This window comes from Deltaproteobacteria bacterium (assembly GCA_005879795.1).
Taxonomy (GTDB): Bacteria; Desulfobacterota; Binatia; order DP-6; family DP-6; genus DP-6.
In genome coordinates this window covers 25,234-40,798 of sequence record VBKJ01000128.1, presented here as the reverse complement: position 1 = coordinate 40,798, position 15,565 = coordinate 25,234, and the positions used below count along the sequence as shown (strand labels likewise).

General features: G+C 73.7%; 16 protein-coding genes. 4 read left to right on the top strand and 12 right to left on the bottom strand.

Going from position 1 to position 15,565, the window contains the following annotated elements:
- Position 1: 1 nt before the first annotated feature.
- The 5 genes from tgt to E6J59_07240 are packed head-to-tail and all read right to left on the bottom strand — an operon-like array spanning position 2 to position 4,992.
- The gene (tgt, locus tag E6J59_07260; GenBank protein ID TMB20871.1) at positions 2-1,111 is read right to left on the bottom strand and encodes a tRNA guanosine(34) transglycosylase Tgt; all 1,110 of its coding nucleotides are present in this window, start codon (positions 1,109-1,111) and stop codon (positions 2-4) included.
- Positions 1,108-2,124: a tRNA preQ1(34) S-adenosylmethionine ribosyltransferase-isomerase QueA gene (queA, locus tag E6J59_07255; GenBank protein ID TMB20870.1), complete on the bottom strand. Its 1,017-nt coding sequence runs from the start codon at positions 2,122-2,124 to the stop codon at positions 1,108-1,110. Before queA ends, tgt begins: the two co-directional genes overlap by 4 nt.
- A 7-nt stretch (positions 2,125-2,131) precedes the next feature.
- Entirely contained in the window at positions 2,132-2,887 is a 756-nt protein-coding gene (locus E6J59_07250; GenBank protein TMB20869.1) for a slipin family protein, read from the bottom strand.
- A gap of 12 nt (positions 2,888-2,899) precedes the next feature.
- Positions 2,900-4,276, bottom strand: coding sequence for a nodulation protein NfeD (locus E6J59_07245; GenBank protein ID TMB20868.1), 1,377 nt, complete (start codon positions 4,274-4,276; stop codon positions 2,900-2,902).
- Positions 4,219-4,992 carry a uracil-DNA glycosylase gene (locus tag E6J59_07240; protein TMB20867.1) on the bottom strand — a complete coding sequence of 258 codons (774 nt, stop codon included), beginning with the start codon at positions 4,990-4,992 and terminating at the stop codon, positions 4,219-4,221. Before E6J59_07240 ends, E6J59_07245 begins: the two co-directional genes overlap by 58 nt.
- On the opposite strand from E6J59_07240, the gene E6J59_07235 reads away from it, so the two are divergent.
- The gene (locus E6J59_07235; GenBank protein TMB20866.1) at positions 4,854-5,867 is read left to right on the top strand and encodes a zinc dependent phospholipase C family protein; all 1,014 of its coding nucleotides are present in this window, start codon (positions 4,854-4,856) and stop codon (positions 5,865-5,867) included. The genes E6J59_07240 and E6J59_07235 overlap by 139 nt on opposite strands.
- Here the strand turns inward: E6J59_07235 and coaBC are convergent.
- The 6 genes from coaBC to E6J59_07205 all read right to left on the bottom strand — a co-directional run bounded on the left by coaBC (position 5,797) and on the right by E6J59_07205 (position 11,616).
- Entirely contained in the window at positions 5,797-7,071 is a 1,275-nt protein-coding gene (gene coaBC, locus E6J59_07230) for a bifunctional phosphopantothenoylcysteine decarboxylase/phosphopantothenate--cysteine ligase CoaBC (GenBank protein ID TMB20865.1), read from the bottom strand. The two genes, E6J59_07235 and coaBC, sit on opposite strands and share 71 nt — an antisense overlap.
- A gap of 4 nt (positions 7,072-7,075) precedes the next feature.
- Positions 7,076-8,176 (bottom strand): flippase-like domain-containing protein, encoded by a 1,101-nt coding sequence (locus E6J59_07225; protein ID TMB20864.1) that lies wholly within the window; start codon positions 8,174-8,176, stop codon positions 7,076-7,078.
- A complete protein-coding gene (locus E6J59_07220) occupies positions 8,133-8,327 on the bottom strand; it encodes a hypothetical protein (protein ID TMB20863.1) in 195 nt (64 codons plus the stop codon). The genes E6J59_07225 and E6J59_07220 overlap by 44 nt, the downstream gene beginning before the upstream one ends.
- Positions 8,324-9,082 carry a CDP-alcohol phosphatidyltransferase family protein gene (locus E6J59_07215; GenBank protein TMB20862.1) on the bottom strand — a complete coding sequence of 253 codons (759 nt, stop codon included), beginning with the start codon at positions 9,080-9,082 and terminating at the stop codon, positions 8,324-8,326. Before E6J59_07215 ends, E6J59_07220 begins: the two co-directional genes overlap by 4 nt.
- Positions 9,083-9,084: 2 nt before the next feature.
- Positions 9,085-10,188 (bottom strand): inositol-3-phosphate synthase, encoded by a 1,104-nt coding sequence (locus tag E6J59_07210; protein ID TMB20861.1) that lies wholly within the window; start codon positions 10,186-10,188, stop codon positions 9,085-9,087.
- Positions 10,189-10,536: 348 nt separating this feature from the next.
- Positions 10,537-11,616, bottom strand: coding sequence for an Mrp/NBP35 family ATP-binding protein (locus E6J59_07205; GenBank protein TMB20860.1), 1,080 nt, complete (start codon positions 11,614-11,616; stop codon positions 10,537-10,539).
- 37 nt (positions 11,617-11,653) lie between these two features.
- On the opposite strand from E6J59_07205, the gene E6J59_07200 reads away from it, so the two are divergent.
- From E6J59_07200 to E6J59_07190, 3 genes are read left to right on the top strand one after another with little or no spacing between them, the layout of a single operon-like run.
- On the top strand, positions 11,654-12,736 hold the full coding sequence (locus tag E6J59_07200; protein TMB20859.1) for a polyprenyl synthetase family protein: 1,083 nt from the start codon (positions 11,654-11,656) through the stop codon (positions 12,734-12,736).
- A gap of 55 nt (positions 12,737-12,791) precedes the next feature.
- Positions 12,792-13,781 carry a GTP 3',8-cyclase MoaA gene (gene moaA, locus E6J59_07195; GenBank protein ID TMB20858.1) on the top strand — a complete coding sequence of 330 codons (990 nt, stop codon included), beginning with the start codon at positions 12,792-12,794 and terminating at the stop codon, positions 13,779-13,781.
- 56 nt (positions 13,782-13,837) lie between these two features.
- Positions 13,838-14,461 (top strand): hypothetical protein, encoded by a 624-nt coding sequence (locus tag E6J59_07190; protein TMB20857.1) that lies wholly within the window; start codon positions 13,838-13,840, stop codon positions 14,459-14,461.
- 199 nt (positions 14,462-14,660) lie between these two features.
- Here E6J59_07190 and E6J59_07185 read toward each other — a convergent pair whose 3' ends face one another.
- Positions 14,661-15,524 carry a YihY/virulence factor BrkB family protein gene (locus tag E6J59_07185; protein ID TMB20856.1) on the bottom strand — a complete coding sequence of 288 codons (864 nt, stop codon included), beginning with the start codon at positions 15,522-15,524 and terminating at the stop codon, positions 14,661-14,663.
- Between the last annotated feature and the right edge of the window lie 41 nt (positions 15,525-15,565).

Genomic DNA, 15,565 nt, shown 5'->3' with positions numbered 1-15,565 from the left:
GCTACGCCCACGCCCCGGCTGCAGCCGCCGCCCGCGCCGGGAAGCTGCCCTCCGTGAGCGCGGCGCGTACCTCGCGCATCAGGTGCAGATAGAAGTGCAGGTTGTGCAGCGTGGCGAGCTGGGCGCCGAGCATCTCGCGGGCCAGCACCAGGTGCCGGAGCGCGCCCCGGCTGAAGCGCGTGCAGGTGTAGCAGGGGCAGCCGTCCTCGACCGGACGCGCGTCGCGGGCGTGCGCGGCGTTGCGGATCATCAGCTTGCCTTGTCGAGTGAAGAGCGTCCCGTTGCGGGCGTTGCGCGTGGGCAGGACGCAATCAAAGAGATCGTATCCCATCGCCGCGAAGCGAAGCAAATCGCGCGGCGTGCCGACGCCCATCAGGTAACGGGGTCGCTCGGGCGGAAGGAGGGTCACCGTGGCGGCTGCGACCCGGGCCGTCTCGTCCGGCGGCTCGCCGACCGAGAGGCCGCCCACCGCGTAGCCGTCGAAGCCGAGTCCGGTGAGCGCCCACGCGCTCTCGGCGCGCAGCGCCGGGTCGAGCCCGCCCTGCACGATACCGAAGAGCGCCGTCGCCGCGCGCGTGCGCGCCGCGAGGCCGCGCGCCGCCCACGCGCTCGTGCGCGCGACGGCGTGCGCCACCTGCGCGTGTCGCGCGCCCGCCGGGACGCACTCGTCGAGCGACATGGCGATGTCGGCCCCGAGCGCCTCCTGCACGGCGACGGCGTCCTCGGGGGCGAGGCGTCCGGCGCGCCCATCCACGTGCGAGCGATAGTGCAGACCGCCGTCGTCGACGCGCACCAGCTCGCCGAGGCTCATCACCTGGAAGCCGCCGCTGTCGGTGAGCAGCGGCCCGTCCCACCCCATGAGCGCGTGCAGCCCGCCCAGCGCCCGCACCGCCTCGACCCCGGGCCGCTGGGCCAGGTGATAGGCGTTGGCGAGGAGGATGGTCGTCCCGAGCGTGCGGAGCTGCTCCGGGACCACGCCCTTCACCGCCCCGTGGGTGGCGACCGGCATGAACACCGGGGTGTCCACCACCCCGTGCGCCGTGGTGAGCCGGCCGAGCCGCGCCCCGCTCGGGTCGACGCGCACCACCTCGAAGCCGAACGGCGCGCTCACGTGATGAGCATGGCGTCGCCGTAGCTGTAGAAGCGGTAGCCGAGTCGCACCGCCTCGGCGTAGGCGGCGCGGACGCGCTCCCACCCGGCGAACGCCGCCACCAGCGCGAGCAGCGTCGAGCGCGGCAGGTGGAAGTTCGTGAGCAGCGCGTCCACCACCCGGAAGCGATGGCCCGGGCGGATGAAGAGCGCCGCCGCGCCCGGGCCGGCGTGGAGCGCGCCGTCCGCGCCCGCCGACTCGAGGGCGCGCACGGTCGTCGTGCCGACCGCGACGACCCGTCCGCCCGCCGTGCGGGCCGCGGCGATCGCCTCGACCGTCGGCGGCGGGATCTCGAAGCGCTCGGGCACCATCACGTGCCGGTCGAGGTCGGCGGTGCGGATGGGGAGGAACGTGCCGGGTCCGACGTGCAGCGTGAGGGTCGCGACCCGGACGCCCGCCGCGGCGATGGCGCCCAGCAGCTCCCGGGTCAGGTGGAGCCCGGCCGTCGGTGCCGCCACCGCGCCCGGCGCGCGCGCGTACACGGTCTGATAGCGCTCGCGATCGGCCGGCGTCGGGGCGCGCCGGACGTAGGGTGGCAGTGGCACCTCCCCCACCCGCTCGAGCCAGGTGAGCGCGGGTTCGTCGAGCGCCAGGCGGAGCCGCCAGCGGCCGTCACCGAGCGGCGCGACCCACTTCCCCTCGTCGCCCGCGAGGTGGACCCGCTCGCCGGCGCGCGGCGCGCCGCGCACGAGCACTTCCCACTCGCCCTCTTCACCGAGCGGCGCGACGAAGAGGACCTCGAGCCGCCCGCCGCTCGGCCGCCGCCCGCGCACCCGGGCCGGGATGACCCGCGTGTCGTTCAGGACGAGCACGTCCCCGGTGCGGAGGAGGGCGGGGAGGTCGGCGACGCGCGCGTGGCGGAGGGCAGCGCCGCCCCGGTCGAGCAGGAGGAGCCGGGCCGCCACGCGCTCGGGCGCGGGCTGCTGCGCGATCAGTGCCTCCGGCAGCGGGTAGTCGAGGTCCGCGAGCCGCATCCGCCCTTCAGGTCGAGCGCGTGCCCCGGACCTCGAGGAAGGGTCTCAGGATGTCGATCGGCACCGGGAAGATGGTGGTCGAGTTGTTCTCCGAGGCCACCTCGACCAGCGTCTGCAGGAAGCGGAGCTGGAGCGCGATCGGCTCCCGCGCCATGATCGCCGAGGCGTCGGCGAGGCGCTGCGCCGCCTGGAACTCGCCCTCGGCGGCGATCACCTTGGCCCGCCGCTCGCGTTCGGCCTCGGCCTGGCGCGCCATCGCCCGGCGCATCTCCTCGGGCAGGTCGATGTGTTTGACCGCCACCTGCACCACCTTGATGCCCCACGGCTCGGTGTGCTGGTCGATGATCGACTGCAGGTGGGCATTGATCTTCTCGCGCTCGGCGAGGAGCTCGTCGAGCTGGGCCTCGCCGCACACGCTGCGCAGCGTGGTCTGCGCGAGCTGCGAGGTGGCGAAGAGGTAGTTCTCCACCTCGACCACGGCGCGGTTGGAGTCGATCACCCGGAAGTAGAGGACGGCGTTCACCTTGAGCGAGACGTTGTCCTTGGTGATGACGTCCTGCGAGGGGATGTCCATGGTGATGGTGCGGAGATCCACGCGCAGCGCCTTCTCGACGGCGGGGATGACGTAGACGAGCCCGGGGCCGCGCGCTCCGACCAGCCGTCCCAGGCGGAAGACGACCGCCCGCTCGTACTCGCGCAGGACCTTGAGCCCGCTCAGGAGGAACACGACCACGATCGCTACTGCCCCCAGCAAGCCTGGCATCGGAGCCTCCTTTCAGCCGCCCCCGCGGCGGGCGCGCCGCACCCGCAGCCGGAGCCCGTCCACCGCGGTCACCTCGACCCGCTCACCCGCGTCCACGACCTCGTCGCTCTCCGCCACCCAGTACTCCCCGCGTATCAGCACCGGCCCGGCGGGCGCCAGCCGGCCGCGCGCCACCCCGATCGCGCCGACCATCCCCTCCGCCCCTTGCGACGGCCGCGCCCGCTGCGAGCGGGCCACCAGCGTCGCCACCACCAGCATGATGCCGGCGACGGCCGCGCTCACCCCGAGGATCAGACTCCTCGGCACCACGACCCCGGTCTCGGCCGCGTCGAAGAGGAAGAGTGCGCCCAGGACGAAGGCGATGAGCCCACCGGCACCGACCACGCCGAAGGTGGGCAGGAACGCCTCCGCGACGAGCAGCGCCACGCCGAGCAGCAGGAGTGCGAGCGCCGAGGTGTTGACCGGCAGCACGTGGAGGGCGGCGAGCCCGAGGATCAGGCAGATCGCACCCGCCACCCCGGGGAACGCGAGCCCCGGGTGCGTGAACTCGACGTAGAGCCCGAGGAGCCCCGCCATCATGAGGAGCGAGGCGATGCGCGGATCGGCGATCACGTTGAGCACCCGCTGCGAGAGCCGCATCTCGTAGGGGTGCACGCGCACGTGGCCGTCGGCGCCGCGGACGGCCCTGCCGAGCGCGAGCTTCCGGCTCTCGCCCGCCACGTCCACCGTACGCCCGTCGGCGCGCGCCACCACCTCGTCGAGGTCCTTGGCCACGAAGTCGACGACGTTCAGCTTCGCGGCCTCCTCGGCGGTGATGGAGACGCTCCGGCGGACCGCCCTGGCGGCCCACTCGACGTTGCGGCCCCGCTTGTGCGCGATCGCCTCGCTGAACGAGGCGGTGAAGTTGACGATCTTCCGCCCGAGGGTCCCCTTGATGTCCTCGCCCCCCCCGCCCACGGGGTGCGCTGCGCCGATGCTCGTGCCCGGGGCCATGGCGGCCACGTGCGCCGCGAGGGTGATGAAGACGCCCGCCGAGCCGGCGCCCGCGCCGCTCGGGGCGACGTAGACGATCACGGGCACCGGCGCCGCGAGGATGTCCTTCACGATCGCCTGCATCGAGGGCAGGAGCCCGCCCGGCGTATCGAGCTCGATCACCAGCGCCGGCGCGCCCTCCGCCCGGGCACGCGCGATCGACTCGTGCACGAAGCCGGCCACCGCCGGGTTGATGGAGCCCTCGATCACGATCCGCGCCAGCGCGGCCGCCGCCGGGGCTTCCGCTCGTACCGGCGCCGCCGCCAGCAGGAACGCGCTCAGCGCCGCCGCCGCCCGTCTCACGGGCGCCCGCCCGCGATGCCGAGCGCCCGCATGACCTTCTGGATGTCCTCCCACACCAGGCGCTTGTCGCCGGGGTTGCGCAGCAGATAGGCGGGGTGGAAGGTCGGCATCAACTTGATGCCGTGGTAGTCGTACCAGCGGCCGCGCAGCCGCGTGATCGGGGCCTTCGTCCGGAGCAGCGTCTGGGCCGCGAACTTGCCGAGCGCCACGATCACCTCGGGCCCGATCAGCTCGAGCTGGCGGAGGAGGAAGGGCTCGCAGCTCGCCACCTCGTCGGGCTCGGGATTGCGGTTCTCCGGCGGCCGACACTTGATGACGTTCGCGATGTAGACGTCGGTCCGGTCGAGCCTCATCCCCTTGCTGATGATCTCGGTCAGGAGCTGGCCGGCGCGGCCGACGAAGGGCTCGCCCTGCAGGTCCTCGTCGCGGCCCGGCGCCTCGCCCACGAACACCAGGCGCGCGCGCGGGTTGCCCACGCCGAAGACCAGGTGCGTCCGGTGCGGGGCGAGCTTGCAGCGCTGGCAGTCGCCGATGTGGCTGCGCAGCTCCTCGAGGGTGCGCGTCGCGCCGAGTCCGGGCGCGCCGAAGAGAGCCCCGCTCGACGCCGGCACGCTCGCCGGGCGCTCGCCGGGTGCGGCCGCGGCGGGCGCGCGCGGCGGCGGCGCCGCCCGCGGGAAGCCGAGCACGCCGAGCTCGCGCTGGTACTCGACGTAGGCCCGCACCGCGGCCGCCAGCGCCGCGCGTTCAGCTTGAGACGGTGCGTCGCGCATTGTACGATCCGGTCGTGCTGCTCGTCGGACTGGTTGCGGCCCTCGTGCTCGCCTGGCCGCACGACGCGCTCGCCTGGGGTCCCGTGACCCACCTCGTCCACGGGTCGCAAGTACTGGACAGCCTTAGCATCCTCGGACCGGCGCTTCAAGAAATTCTGGGCGCCCACCGCCTCGCCTACCTCTACGGCTGCGTCGCCGCCGACATCGTGCAGGGGAAGAAGTACACGCGCAGTCTCTACACGCACTGCCATTGCTGGCCGGTCGGCTGGCAGATCGCCGAGGCCGCGCGCGGCGAGCGCGAGCAGGCCTTCGCCTACGGCTACCTCTCGCACCTGGCGGGCGACGTCTACTCCCACAACCACTTCGTGCCCGTTCAGATGGTGGTGAGCTACCCGTCGCGCACCGCCCGCCACGTCTACTGGGAGGCGCGCTTCGACGCCGCGCAGGCGCGTGACCGCTGGCGGCTCATGCGCACGGTGTTCGAGCACCGCTACCCGGACTGTGACCGCCTGGTCGAGCAGGTGGTCGAGCGTACCCTCTTCTCCTTCAGGACCAACAAGCGCATCTTCAGCTCGGTCATGGCGGTCCAGCGGCTCGGCCAGTGGCAGCGCCTGATGCGGGGCCTCTCGGCTCGCTCCCGCTATCCCCTGCCGCGCGGCGAGGTCGAGCGCTTCAACTCGCTCTGCATTCGCGCCGTGCAGGACCTGCTCGCCCGCGGGCGGAAGAGCGTTTGCCAGCACGCCGATCCGACCGGGCGCGAGGCGCTCGCCCGGGCCGACGTGCTCCGCCGCAAGCTCAGGGCGCTCAAGCGCCGCGGCCAGATGACGGAGGCGATCGCCGCGGAGCTGCGCGCCCTGGCACCGGCCGCAGCGTAGCCGTCCCCGCGCGGTGCCGATGCGCCGCGACCCAGTCGAGGACCCGCACCGCCACCTCCTCCTTGTCGAGGACGGGCAGCGCCTCGTCGAGGCCGCTCGTGTCGAGCAGGCGCACCGCGTTGGTGTCGGTGCCGAAGCCCGCGCCGGGCGCGGTCACGTCGTTGGCGACGATGAGATCGAGGTGCTTGGCGGCGAGCTTCCGCCGCGCCTCGGCCGCCACGTCGCCGGTCTCGGCCGCGAAGCCGACCAGGAGCCGGCGTCCCTTGCGGGCGCCGAGCCCGGCCAGGATGTCGGGGTTGCGCTCGAGCTCGAGGGTGAGCCCGGCGGCGTCCTTCTTGAGCTTGCGCGCGAGCGGCTCGCGCGGCCGGTAGTCGGCGACCGCAGCGGTCATGATCACGACGGTGGCGCTCGGGAAGGCTTCCTCGACGACGGTCGCCATCTCGCGCGCCGTGCCGACCGGCACGACCCGCACGCCGGGCGGGGGTGCGAGCGCGGTGGGCCCGATGACCAGCGTCACCTCGGCGCCCCGGCGGCGTGCGACGCGCGCCACCGCGCAGCCCATCTTCCCGCTCGAGTGGTTCGAGAGGTAGCGCACCGGATCGATCGGCTCCCGCGTCGGCCCCGCGGAGACGAGGACGCGCTCGCCCGCGAGATCCCGCGCGGCCAGCGCGCAGCACACCTCCTCCACGATGTCCGCGGGCTCCGCGAGCCGCCCCGTCCCCTCGTAGCCGCAGGCGAGCGCGCCGCTCGCCGGACCGACGACGCGCGCGCCGCGGCCGATCAGGCGGGCCAGGTTCTCCTGCACGGCGGCGTGCTCCCACATATGGACGTTCATGGCCGGCGCGAGCACGAGCGGCGCACGCGTGGCGAGCAGCACCGTGGTGAGGAGATCGTCGGCGATCCCGTTCGCGAGCTTCCCGAGCACGTTCGCGGTCGCCGGAGCGATGACGATCGCGCCCGCCTGGTCCGCCAGCCGGATGTGCCCGATCTCGGACTCCTGGGTCAGGCTGAAGGTGTCGGTCGCGACCGGCTGCCCGGAGAGCGTCTGCAGGGTGAGCGGGGTCACGAACTGCTGCGCCCCCGCGCTCATGATGACGGGCACGCGCGCACCGGCGGCGGCGAGGAGCCGCACCACCTCGCACGCCTTGTAGCAGGCGATGCCGCCGGTGAGGCCCACCACGACCGTGCGTCCCTCGAGCCGCACCGGCCTAGCTCTCCGCCCCCGCCGCCGGCGCCGGCGCCTCGCGCGAGGCGAGCCGCAGAAGCCGCGCGAGCGGCAGGTCCTCGCGCGCCAGGAAGATGCCCCCGGTGGCGATGTTGACCGCCATCTGGATGACCCAGGTGAGGAGCGAGAACCCGACCGCGACCTCGTGAGGCACGTCGAAGAGGCGGAGCGCGAGCACGCAGCCCGCCTGCCACGTGCCTACGAAGCCGGGTGCCTGGGGCAGGAAGACCGCAGCGGCCACCACCACGACCGTGGTGAGCGATGCGGCCACCAGCGGCACCTGGATGCCGAGCGCCAGGAAGGAGAAGAGAAAGGTGAGCGTGATCACACCCCACAGGTAGGCCGAGTAGGCGAGCACGAGCAAGACGGTCGGCAGGTCGGCGAGGCCGCCCAGGCCGTTCATGAAGGAGGCGACGAGCGGCACCAGGCGGCGGCCAACCGGGCGCGGCAGGAGCCCGAGCAGCCGTCCGACGACCGCCTCGGTGCTCGTCCTGTATCGCTGCGCGAGCGCCAGGCCGAGGAAGCCGAGGGCGGCCAGCGCCGCGAGCGCGAACGCGCCGCGGCGCATGTCGGGCGGCACTTCGGGGTTGACGAGGGCGACGGCGAGAAAGCAGCCGATGACGAGCAGCATGTCGAAGAGCCGCTCGAGCACGACGCTCGAGAGCGCCGCGCTCATCCCCACGCCCGGCTGCCGTCCGAGGAGGGCCGGCCGCACGAGCTCGCCGGCGCGGAAGGGCAGCACGGAGCTCGCCCCGAAGCCGATGGCGGTCGCGGAGAGGGCCGGATAAAGGGGCACGCGCCCCACCGGCCGCAACAGCACGCACCAGCGCTGCGCCCGGATGTACACCGTCGCCAGGCTCGCCAGCACCACGGCCGCGATCCACGCGGGGCGCGCCGCGGCCAGCACGCCGCCCACCCCCGCCCAGTCGGTGCCGCGCGTGGCGAAGTAGAGGCAGGCCAGGGATACGGCGATGCCGGCGGTCAGACGGAGCGCGTTGCGCAGACGGTTCCTCCTCGGTAGTCCCTCGGATCGCTCCGCATTATCGCTCGCGCACCGGCGGGACGAAAGGCTCGCCGGCCGTATCGCGGCGGAGCGCCCATAGGCCCGCGCCGCCGGCGGCCGCGCCGGCCGCCAGCAGCACCCCGGCCACCCCTTGCCACTCGCTGTCGAGCCGGAGCCCGAACCCGAGCATGAGGATGAGGAAGCCGAGCGGGCGCCACACGCCGGCCGTCATGGGGCCGACTGCCTGAGCGCCGCGGCGGCATGGCGCGCCCGCTCGAGCGCCGTCCACGCGGAGAGAGCGGCGAGCACGACGATCGCGGCGGCCAGCACGACTTGCGTCGGGCGCCCCGTGAGCGTGCACGTCAGGTGGGCGACCAGGTCCGAGGCCCACGCCCCGCAGCCGAGGATCACGTAGCGCTCGGGGCGCTGCACGCGGCCGAGCTGCGCCTCGACACCCAGCCCCTCGGCGCGCGCGCGCGTGTAGCTCACCATGAAGGAGCCGAAGCACGCCACGATGAGGGGCACGAGGACCCAGCTGTCGCGGTAGAAGGCGCCCAGGCCGAGGAAGGTCGCGAACTCGGCCCAGCGGTCGACCAGCGAGTCGACCAGCGCGCCGCGCCGGCTCTCCACCCCCGCGCGGCGCGCCACGCCGCCGTCGAGGACGTCGAGCGTGCCGGCGACGATGGTGAGCCAGCCGCCGACGAAGAGCCATCCCGCCCAGAACACCGCCCCCGCGAGCACGCTCACGGCGAGCTGCGCCCAGGTGAGCGCGTCGGGATGCACCCGCGCCCCGACCAGCGCGTCCTCGAGCGGCTCGAGCACGCCGCGGTACCAGGCCCGCACGCGTGGTCCGACGAGCGGCGCGGACGCGTCTCGCGTCACGCCGGGGACCACCACGCGGGCGAGGCCGCGCAGCGACAGCCACACGGTCGCCGCGATCACGAGGGTCGCGGCCACGGCCGTCCCCGGCCGGCAGGCCGGCGACACCCCTAGCGCTCGACCTCTCCGCGCAGGAAGGCCTCGACCCGCTCCCTGGCGAGATCGTCGGTCAGCTGACGCGGAGGGTGCTTCATCAGGTACGCGGCCACGCTGAGCAGCGGGCCGCCGATCTTCCGCTCCCGCGCCACGCGGCAGCAGCGGATGGCGTCGATCACGCAGCCGGCGGAGTTGGGGCTGTCCTCGACCGAGAGCCGGAGCTCGAGCTCGAGCGGCGCGTTGGCGAAGCCGCGGCCCTCCATGCGCAGGAAGCAGACCTTGTTGTCGCGCTGCCAGGGGACGTAGTCGCTCGGCCCGATGTGGATGCGGGTGCGCGGCAGCGGGCTCGGGAGCACGCTCTGCACCGCCTCGGTCTTCGAGAGCCGCTTGGCGCCGGTGCGGGCGCGGTTCAGCATGTTGAGGAAGTCCGTGTTGCCGCCGGTGTTCAGCTGATAGGTCCGGTCGAGCACGACGCCGCGATCGTCGAACAGCCTGGCCAGCATGCGATGCACGATGGTGGCCCCGAGCTGCGACTTGACGTCGTCGCCCACGATCGGGATACCGCGGCGCTCGAACTCGCCGGCCCATTCCGCATCCGAGGCGATGAAGACCGGGATGCAGTTCACGAGCGACACCCCCGCCTCGAGGCAGGCGCGCGCGTAGTGCTCGGTCGCCGCCTGGCTGCCGACCGGGAGGTAGTTGACCACCATCTCGGCGCCGCTGCGCTCGAGCACCTCGACCACGTCCGCCGGCCGGCGCTCGGCCACCACGAACGCCTCCTCGGGCGGGTACTCGCTCATGTGCTCGGCCACCCCGTCGAGGACCGGCCCCATCTCGACGATCACGCTCGAGCGCGGCAGCTTGGGGTAAAGCGGGCGGGTGTTGTTGGGCGGCGCGAGCGCGGCCACGTCGAGGGGCTGACCCACCTTGCGCTGGTCGACGTCGAAGGCGCACACGACTTCGATGTCGCCCGGGCGGTAGCCGCACACGTCGAAGTGCATGAGGCCCACGTGCGCGTCCGCGGTCTTCTCGTCGGCGGCGCGATAGAACTCGATGCCCTGGAGGAGGCTGCTCGCACAGTTGCCCACCCCGACGATGCCGATCCGGATCTTCCCCATACGCTTCGCTCGCGTGCGCCGCCGCCGGCCCGTGCACGGGCGCGCCCCATATACTCAACGGGGGGAGGCCTGTAAATCGCCCGATCGACGCGCGTGCTCTATTTCTTTCGGAAGCGGGACGGGAAGTCGGGCGGGAAGTCGCGCTCGGGATGGATCGCGCGCGCCTGGGCGAGGAGCTGCGACTCCGTCTCGGGTCGTCGGGGTTCGGCACGCAGCAGTCGGCCGGTCGCACCACCGCGCACTGCTCGGTTCTGCCAGGACACCCCGCCCTCGCAGGTCGCGTCGGTTGGCGCGGACCATGACCGCGGCCCGGCGGCGAGACAACCGGCGCGAGGGCGGCTCGGCCTCTCAGGCGGGCGCGGCCGCAGCTGCGCCGGACGGTGCCACCGTCTCGGCCACCCGCGCCGCGAGCGCGGCGAAGAGCCGGCTCACCGGGTGCTCCGGCTGGGCGGCGACCAGCGGGCGCCCGGCATCGCCGCCCTCGCGCAGGGCGGCGACGAGCGGGATACGCGCCAGCACGGGCACGCCGAAGCGGGCCGCCAGCGCCTCGGCCCCGCCCCGGCCGAAGATCGGATCCTCCGTCCCGCAGCGCGGGCAGAGGTAGCCGCTCATGTTCTCCACCACGCCCAGCACGGGTGTGTTCACCTGCAGGAACATCCCCATGCTCCGCCCCGTGTCGAGGAGCGCCACGTCCTGCGGCGTGGTCACGATGACCGCGCCCGTGACCGGCACCTGCTGGACCAGCGTGAGCGGCGCGTCGCCCGTCCCCGGCGGGAGGTCCACGACGAGGAAATCCAGCTCGCCCCACTCCACGTCGCGCAGGAACTGCCGCACGACGCCCATGACGATCGGCCCGCGCCAGATGACCGGCGACTGCTCGTCGAGGAAGAAGCCCATGGACATGAGCTTGATCCCGTACCGCTCGAGGGGATGGATGCGCTTGTCCGGTGTGACGCGCGGGCGTGCGTCGGTGCCCAGCATGATGGGCAGGCTCGGACCGTAGACGTCGGCATCGACGAGCCCGACGCGCCGGCGTCCCTCGCCCGCCAGCCCGAGCGCCAGGTTGACGGCCACGGTCGACTTGCCGACCCCGCCCTTCGCGCTCGCCACCGCGACGATGTGCGCCACGCCGGGCAGCGCCGCGCGCTCGGTGAAGGGATCGCGCCCCCTCCCCTCCTCGGCACGCGCGAAGTGCACGTCGACGTGCACGACGCCGGGAAGACGGCGGAGCGCGGCGTCGATCGCGTGCGCCAGCTGCTGCAGCGCCTCGGGCTTGTCGGTCCCCGGGCGCACGTGCAGGCGCACGGTGTCCCCCGCGATCGCGATGTCCTCGCCCACCATGCCGAGGGTCACGATGTCGCGCCGAAAGTTCGGGAAGAGGACGGTGCGAAGCGCCTCGCGCACCCGCTCGGGCGTGAGCTCCGCCATGCCCGCCGGACACTAGCCGCGGCCCCGCGCGAGTGCAATGTTGCCTGCGATCGCCGGGCACTCCGCGCCCGTCCTTGACTTTGGGGGCCCGTTCTCGTTGATTCGCCTCGCCTCCGCCGTGAAGACCCTCGCCGACAGCGCCGCGGCCGCCGCCACCCCGCCCCTCCCGCCGGCCATCGAGGAGGACCTCGTCCGGATCGAGGCGCGGCTCGACGCCGAGCTCCGCTCACGCGAGGACCGTCTGCACGCGATCGCCACGCACCTCGTCGCGGCGGGCGGCAAGCGCGTCCGCCCGCTCGTCGTCCTGCTCGTCTACCACGCCTCGGCGGGCGAGCGGCCGCTTCTGCGGCGCGCCGATGCGACCCTGGCGGCGGTCGCGCTCGAGCTGATCCACTCCGCCACCCTCCTGCACGACGACATCATCGACCGGGGCGAGACGCGCCGCGGCCGGCCCTCGGCCCCCAGCACCTTCGGCGTCGCCGACACACTGGTCACGGGCGACTTCCTCTTCAGCCGAGCCTTCGCGCTCTGCGCGGGCTTCGAGCCCGAGGTCATCCGCTGGGCGGCCGAGGCGTGCATCAGCCTGACCGAGGGCGAGATCATGCAGGGGCGCTTCCGGCATAATCCGGCGGTTACCGTTTCCGACTACCTCGAGATCGTCGAGCGCAAGACGGCCTCGCTGTTCGCGGCGGGCGCGCGCACGGCGGCGCACCTGGCCGGCGCGCCGCCGGCGCTCGTCGACACGATGGGCTCGTGCGGCCGCCACCTGGGCCTCGCCTTCCAGATGAGCGACGACCTGCTCGACGTCGAGGGCCAGCCCGCGCTCACCGGCAAGCCGCGCGGCGTCGACCTGCGCGACGGCAATCCGTCCCTGCCGATCGTGCTCGCCCTCGCGCGCGACGGCGAGCTCGCCCGTCTCTTCGCCAGCGAGCGCCTCGTGGCCGCGGACATCGAGGCCGGGCTCGCGCGCATCCGCCTTACGGGCGTCCTCACCGCCGTCGCGGAGCGGGCGCGCGCCCACACCGACGCCGCGCTGGCCACGCTCGCGGAGCTCCCCGACTCGCCGTACCGGAGCGCGCTCTTCGCCCTGACGCACGGGCTCGCCGAGCGGCCGAGCTGACCCAGAGCGGGGCGTGCGAATTGACTTGGCCCGGCGCCGGGCCGAAGATGCGCCCGTGCCGCGCGACGCCTTCGGCCGCGAGATCGACTACCTGCGTATCTCCCTCATCGACCACTGCAACCTCCGCTGCGTCTACTGCATGCCGCTCGACGGCCCGGCGCTCGCCCCGCCCGCCGACGTCCTGACCGCGGCCGAGATCGAGACCGTGGCCCGCGCCGCGCTCGCCGTGGGCTTCCGGAAGCTCCGCCTGACCGGCGGCGAGCCGACGCTGCGCGCCGACCTGCTCGAGATCGTCGCGCGCCTGGCGCGCCTGCCGGGCCTCGGCGACCTGACCATGACCACCAACGGCGTGCGCCTGCCCGCGCTCGCGGCGCCGCTCGCTGCGGCCGGGCTGCGGCGCGTGAACATCCACCTCGACAGCCTCGATCCGCGCCGCCTCGCCCGCATCATGCGCCGGGGCACGCTCGCCGAGATCTGGGCCGGGATCGAGGCGGCCGAGGCCGCGGGGCTCTGCCCCATCAAGCTGAACGTGGTGGTTGCGCGCGGCTTCAACGAGGAGGACGTCGTGCCCCTTGCGGCGCTCACGCTCGAGCGGCCGTGGCACGTGCGCTTCATCGAGACGATGCCACTCGGCACCGGTGCCGTGGCGGCGCTGGCGCGCGGGCGGCTCGTCCCGAACACGGAGACGCGCGCGCGCATCGCGGACGTCCTGGGCGCGCTGGCACCCGTGCCGTCGGTCGAGCGCGCCGACGAGGCACGCAACTACCGCCTGCCGCGCGCGCGCGGCGTGGTCGGCTTCATCAGCCCGGTGAGCGAGCCGTACTGCGCCGACTGCAACCGCATGCGACTCACGGCCGACGGCCGCTTCCACCTCTGCCTCTTGAACGACGACGAGCTCGACGTCCGCGGCACGCTGCGCGCCGGCGGGGGGCCCGAGGCGGTCACCGACATCCTCATGCGCGCCGTCCGTTTCAAGCCGACCGGCCACCGCCTCGACCTCGGACGCTCCACGGAGCGGCGCGAGATGTACCAGCTCGGCGGGTGATGAGGCCGGGTGACATCCACGGGCTGGACGCCGCCACACGCGCGCTGGGGGGAGGGATGCTGGGGCCGCGCGAGCTCGCGGCCGCCCTCGGCTTCGATCCGCTCGCGGTCCTGACGCCGGCCGAGCAGAAGACGGTGGCGCGCCTGCCCTTCGGCCCCTCCGACCTGGAACGGGCGCGCGCCGCGGGCGAGATGCTCGTGCTGCGCCTGCCGCGCGATCCCGAGGGGCCGCTCACCATGCTTCGCCTGGCCGCGCGCCTGCAGGCCGGCCTCGACCCGGCCGTCCACAAGGGCGTCGGCTACCTCCTCCGGCCGGAGTGGACGATCGACGATCAGCCCTTCGCGGCCGAGGAGACCTGTGCGGCGGGCTGGTGGCTGGTGCGCCGCGAGCCGCTCGGCGAGACCCTGAACCGCACCTACGGCGATCAGGACCGCCTCCTCGGCGCCGCGCCGCCCGACCGTCCCCGCCGGCGGAGCGCGCCCGAGATCGCCCTCGACACGCTCCTCTGGCAGCGCGTCCACGGCGAGCGCCTGCTTGCCGCCACGTGGGACTGGTCGCGCAGCCTGAGCACCGACCAGGGCTACGCGGCGCTCGGCGAGTTCGGGCCGGACGGGCTCCGCGTCATCGCCTATTCGCGCGCCGTCCGCTTCGGCACGCTCGGCGTCTGCGCGCAGCGCTAGTGTGGTTTCCGCACGGTGGCTTTGCTGCGAGCGTCGATCCGGGGCCTGCGGCGGGCGTGCTCGCTCCTCCCTCTTTCCTGCGGCCGCGGCGCGGGACGCGCCGCGTGTGTTTGGCTACGCCTCGTCGGTCGTCGCTGCGCTCGCCCGCCTCGGCTCCCGGCTCGACGCTCTCGCGACAAGCCACCGCGCGGACACCACACTAACCACTCCCGGCCTCCGCGCGGCGTGAGCCGTAGCGGCGCGAGTACACCTCGGTGAACTCGGCGCCGACGAGCAGGATCTGCGCCGAGTAGTAGACCCACAAGAGGAGGACGACGAGCGACGCGGCGGCGCCGTAGACCGAGGCGCGGCCGGTGCGACCGAGATAGAGGGCGATCAGCCCCTTCCCCGCCGTGAAGAGGAGCGCGGTCACCGCCGCGCCGAGCCACACGTCCCGCCAGTGCATGCGCGCGTCGGGCAGCACCTTGAAGATGAGGGCGAAGAGGGCGGTGATCATCAGGAGCGAGACCAGGAAGTTGAGCGGTGGGAGCAGCGCGCCGAGCACGGGCAGATGCTCGGCCAGGAGCTGCTTCACGGCGGCGAGCACGGCCGACACGACGAGCGAAAGGAAGAGGAGGAAGCCGATGCCGAGGATCAGGCTGAAGGAAGTGACCCGCCGGCGAACGAGGCTACGCACCCCGCGGCGGGGGCCGCCGGTCACGCCCCAGATCTGGTTGAGCGAGGTCTGGAGCTGGCCGAAGACCCCCGACGCGCCGAACAGCATGGTGGCGAGGCTCGCGACCGTGGCGATCACCCCCGAGGTGGGCGCGCTGGCCCGTGCGATCATGCCCTCGATCACCTTCGCCGCCTCCGGCCCGACGGCGCCCCCGACGCGCGCCACGATCTCGCCCTGCGCGGCGGCGCGACCGAAGACCAGGCCCACGATCGCGACGACCAGGACGAGGAGCGGCGCGAGCGAGAAGAGCGTGTAGAAGGCGAGCGCGGCGCCCAGGCTGAGCGCGTTGTCCTTGCGCCACTCCGCCGCCACCTCGCGCAGGAAGGACAGGCCGGGCTTCAGGTTCATGCGAGGACCTCCGCCACACCGCCCTGGCATCCCTAGCGCAT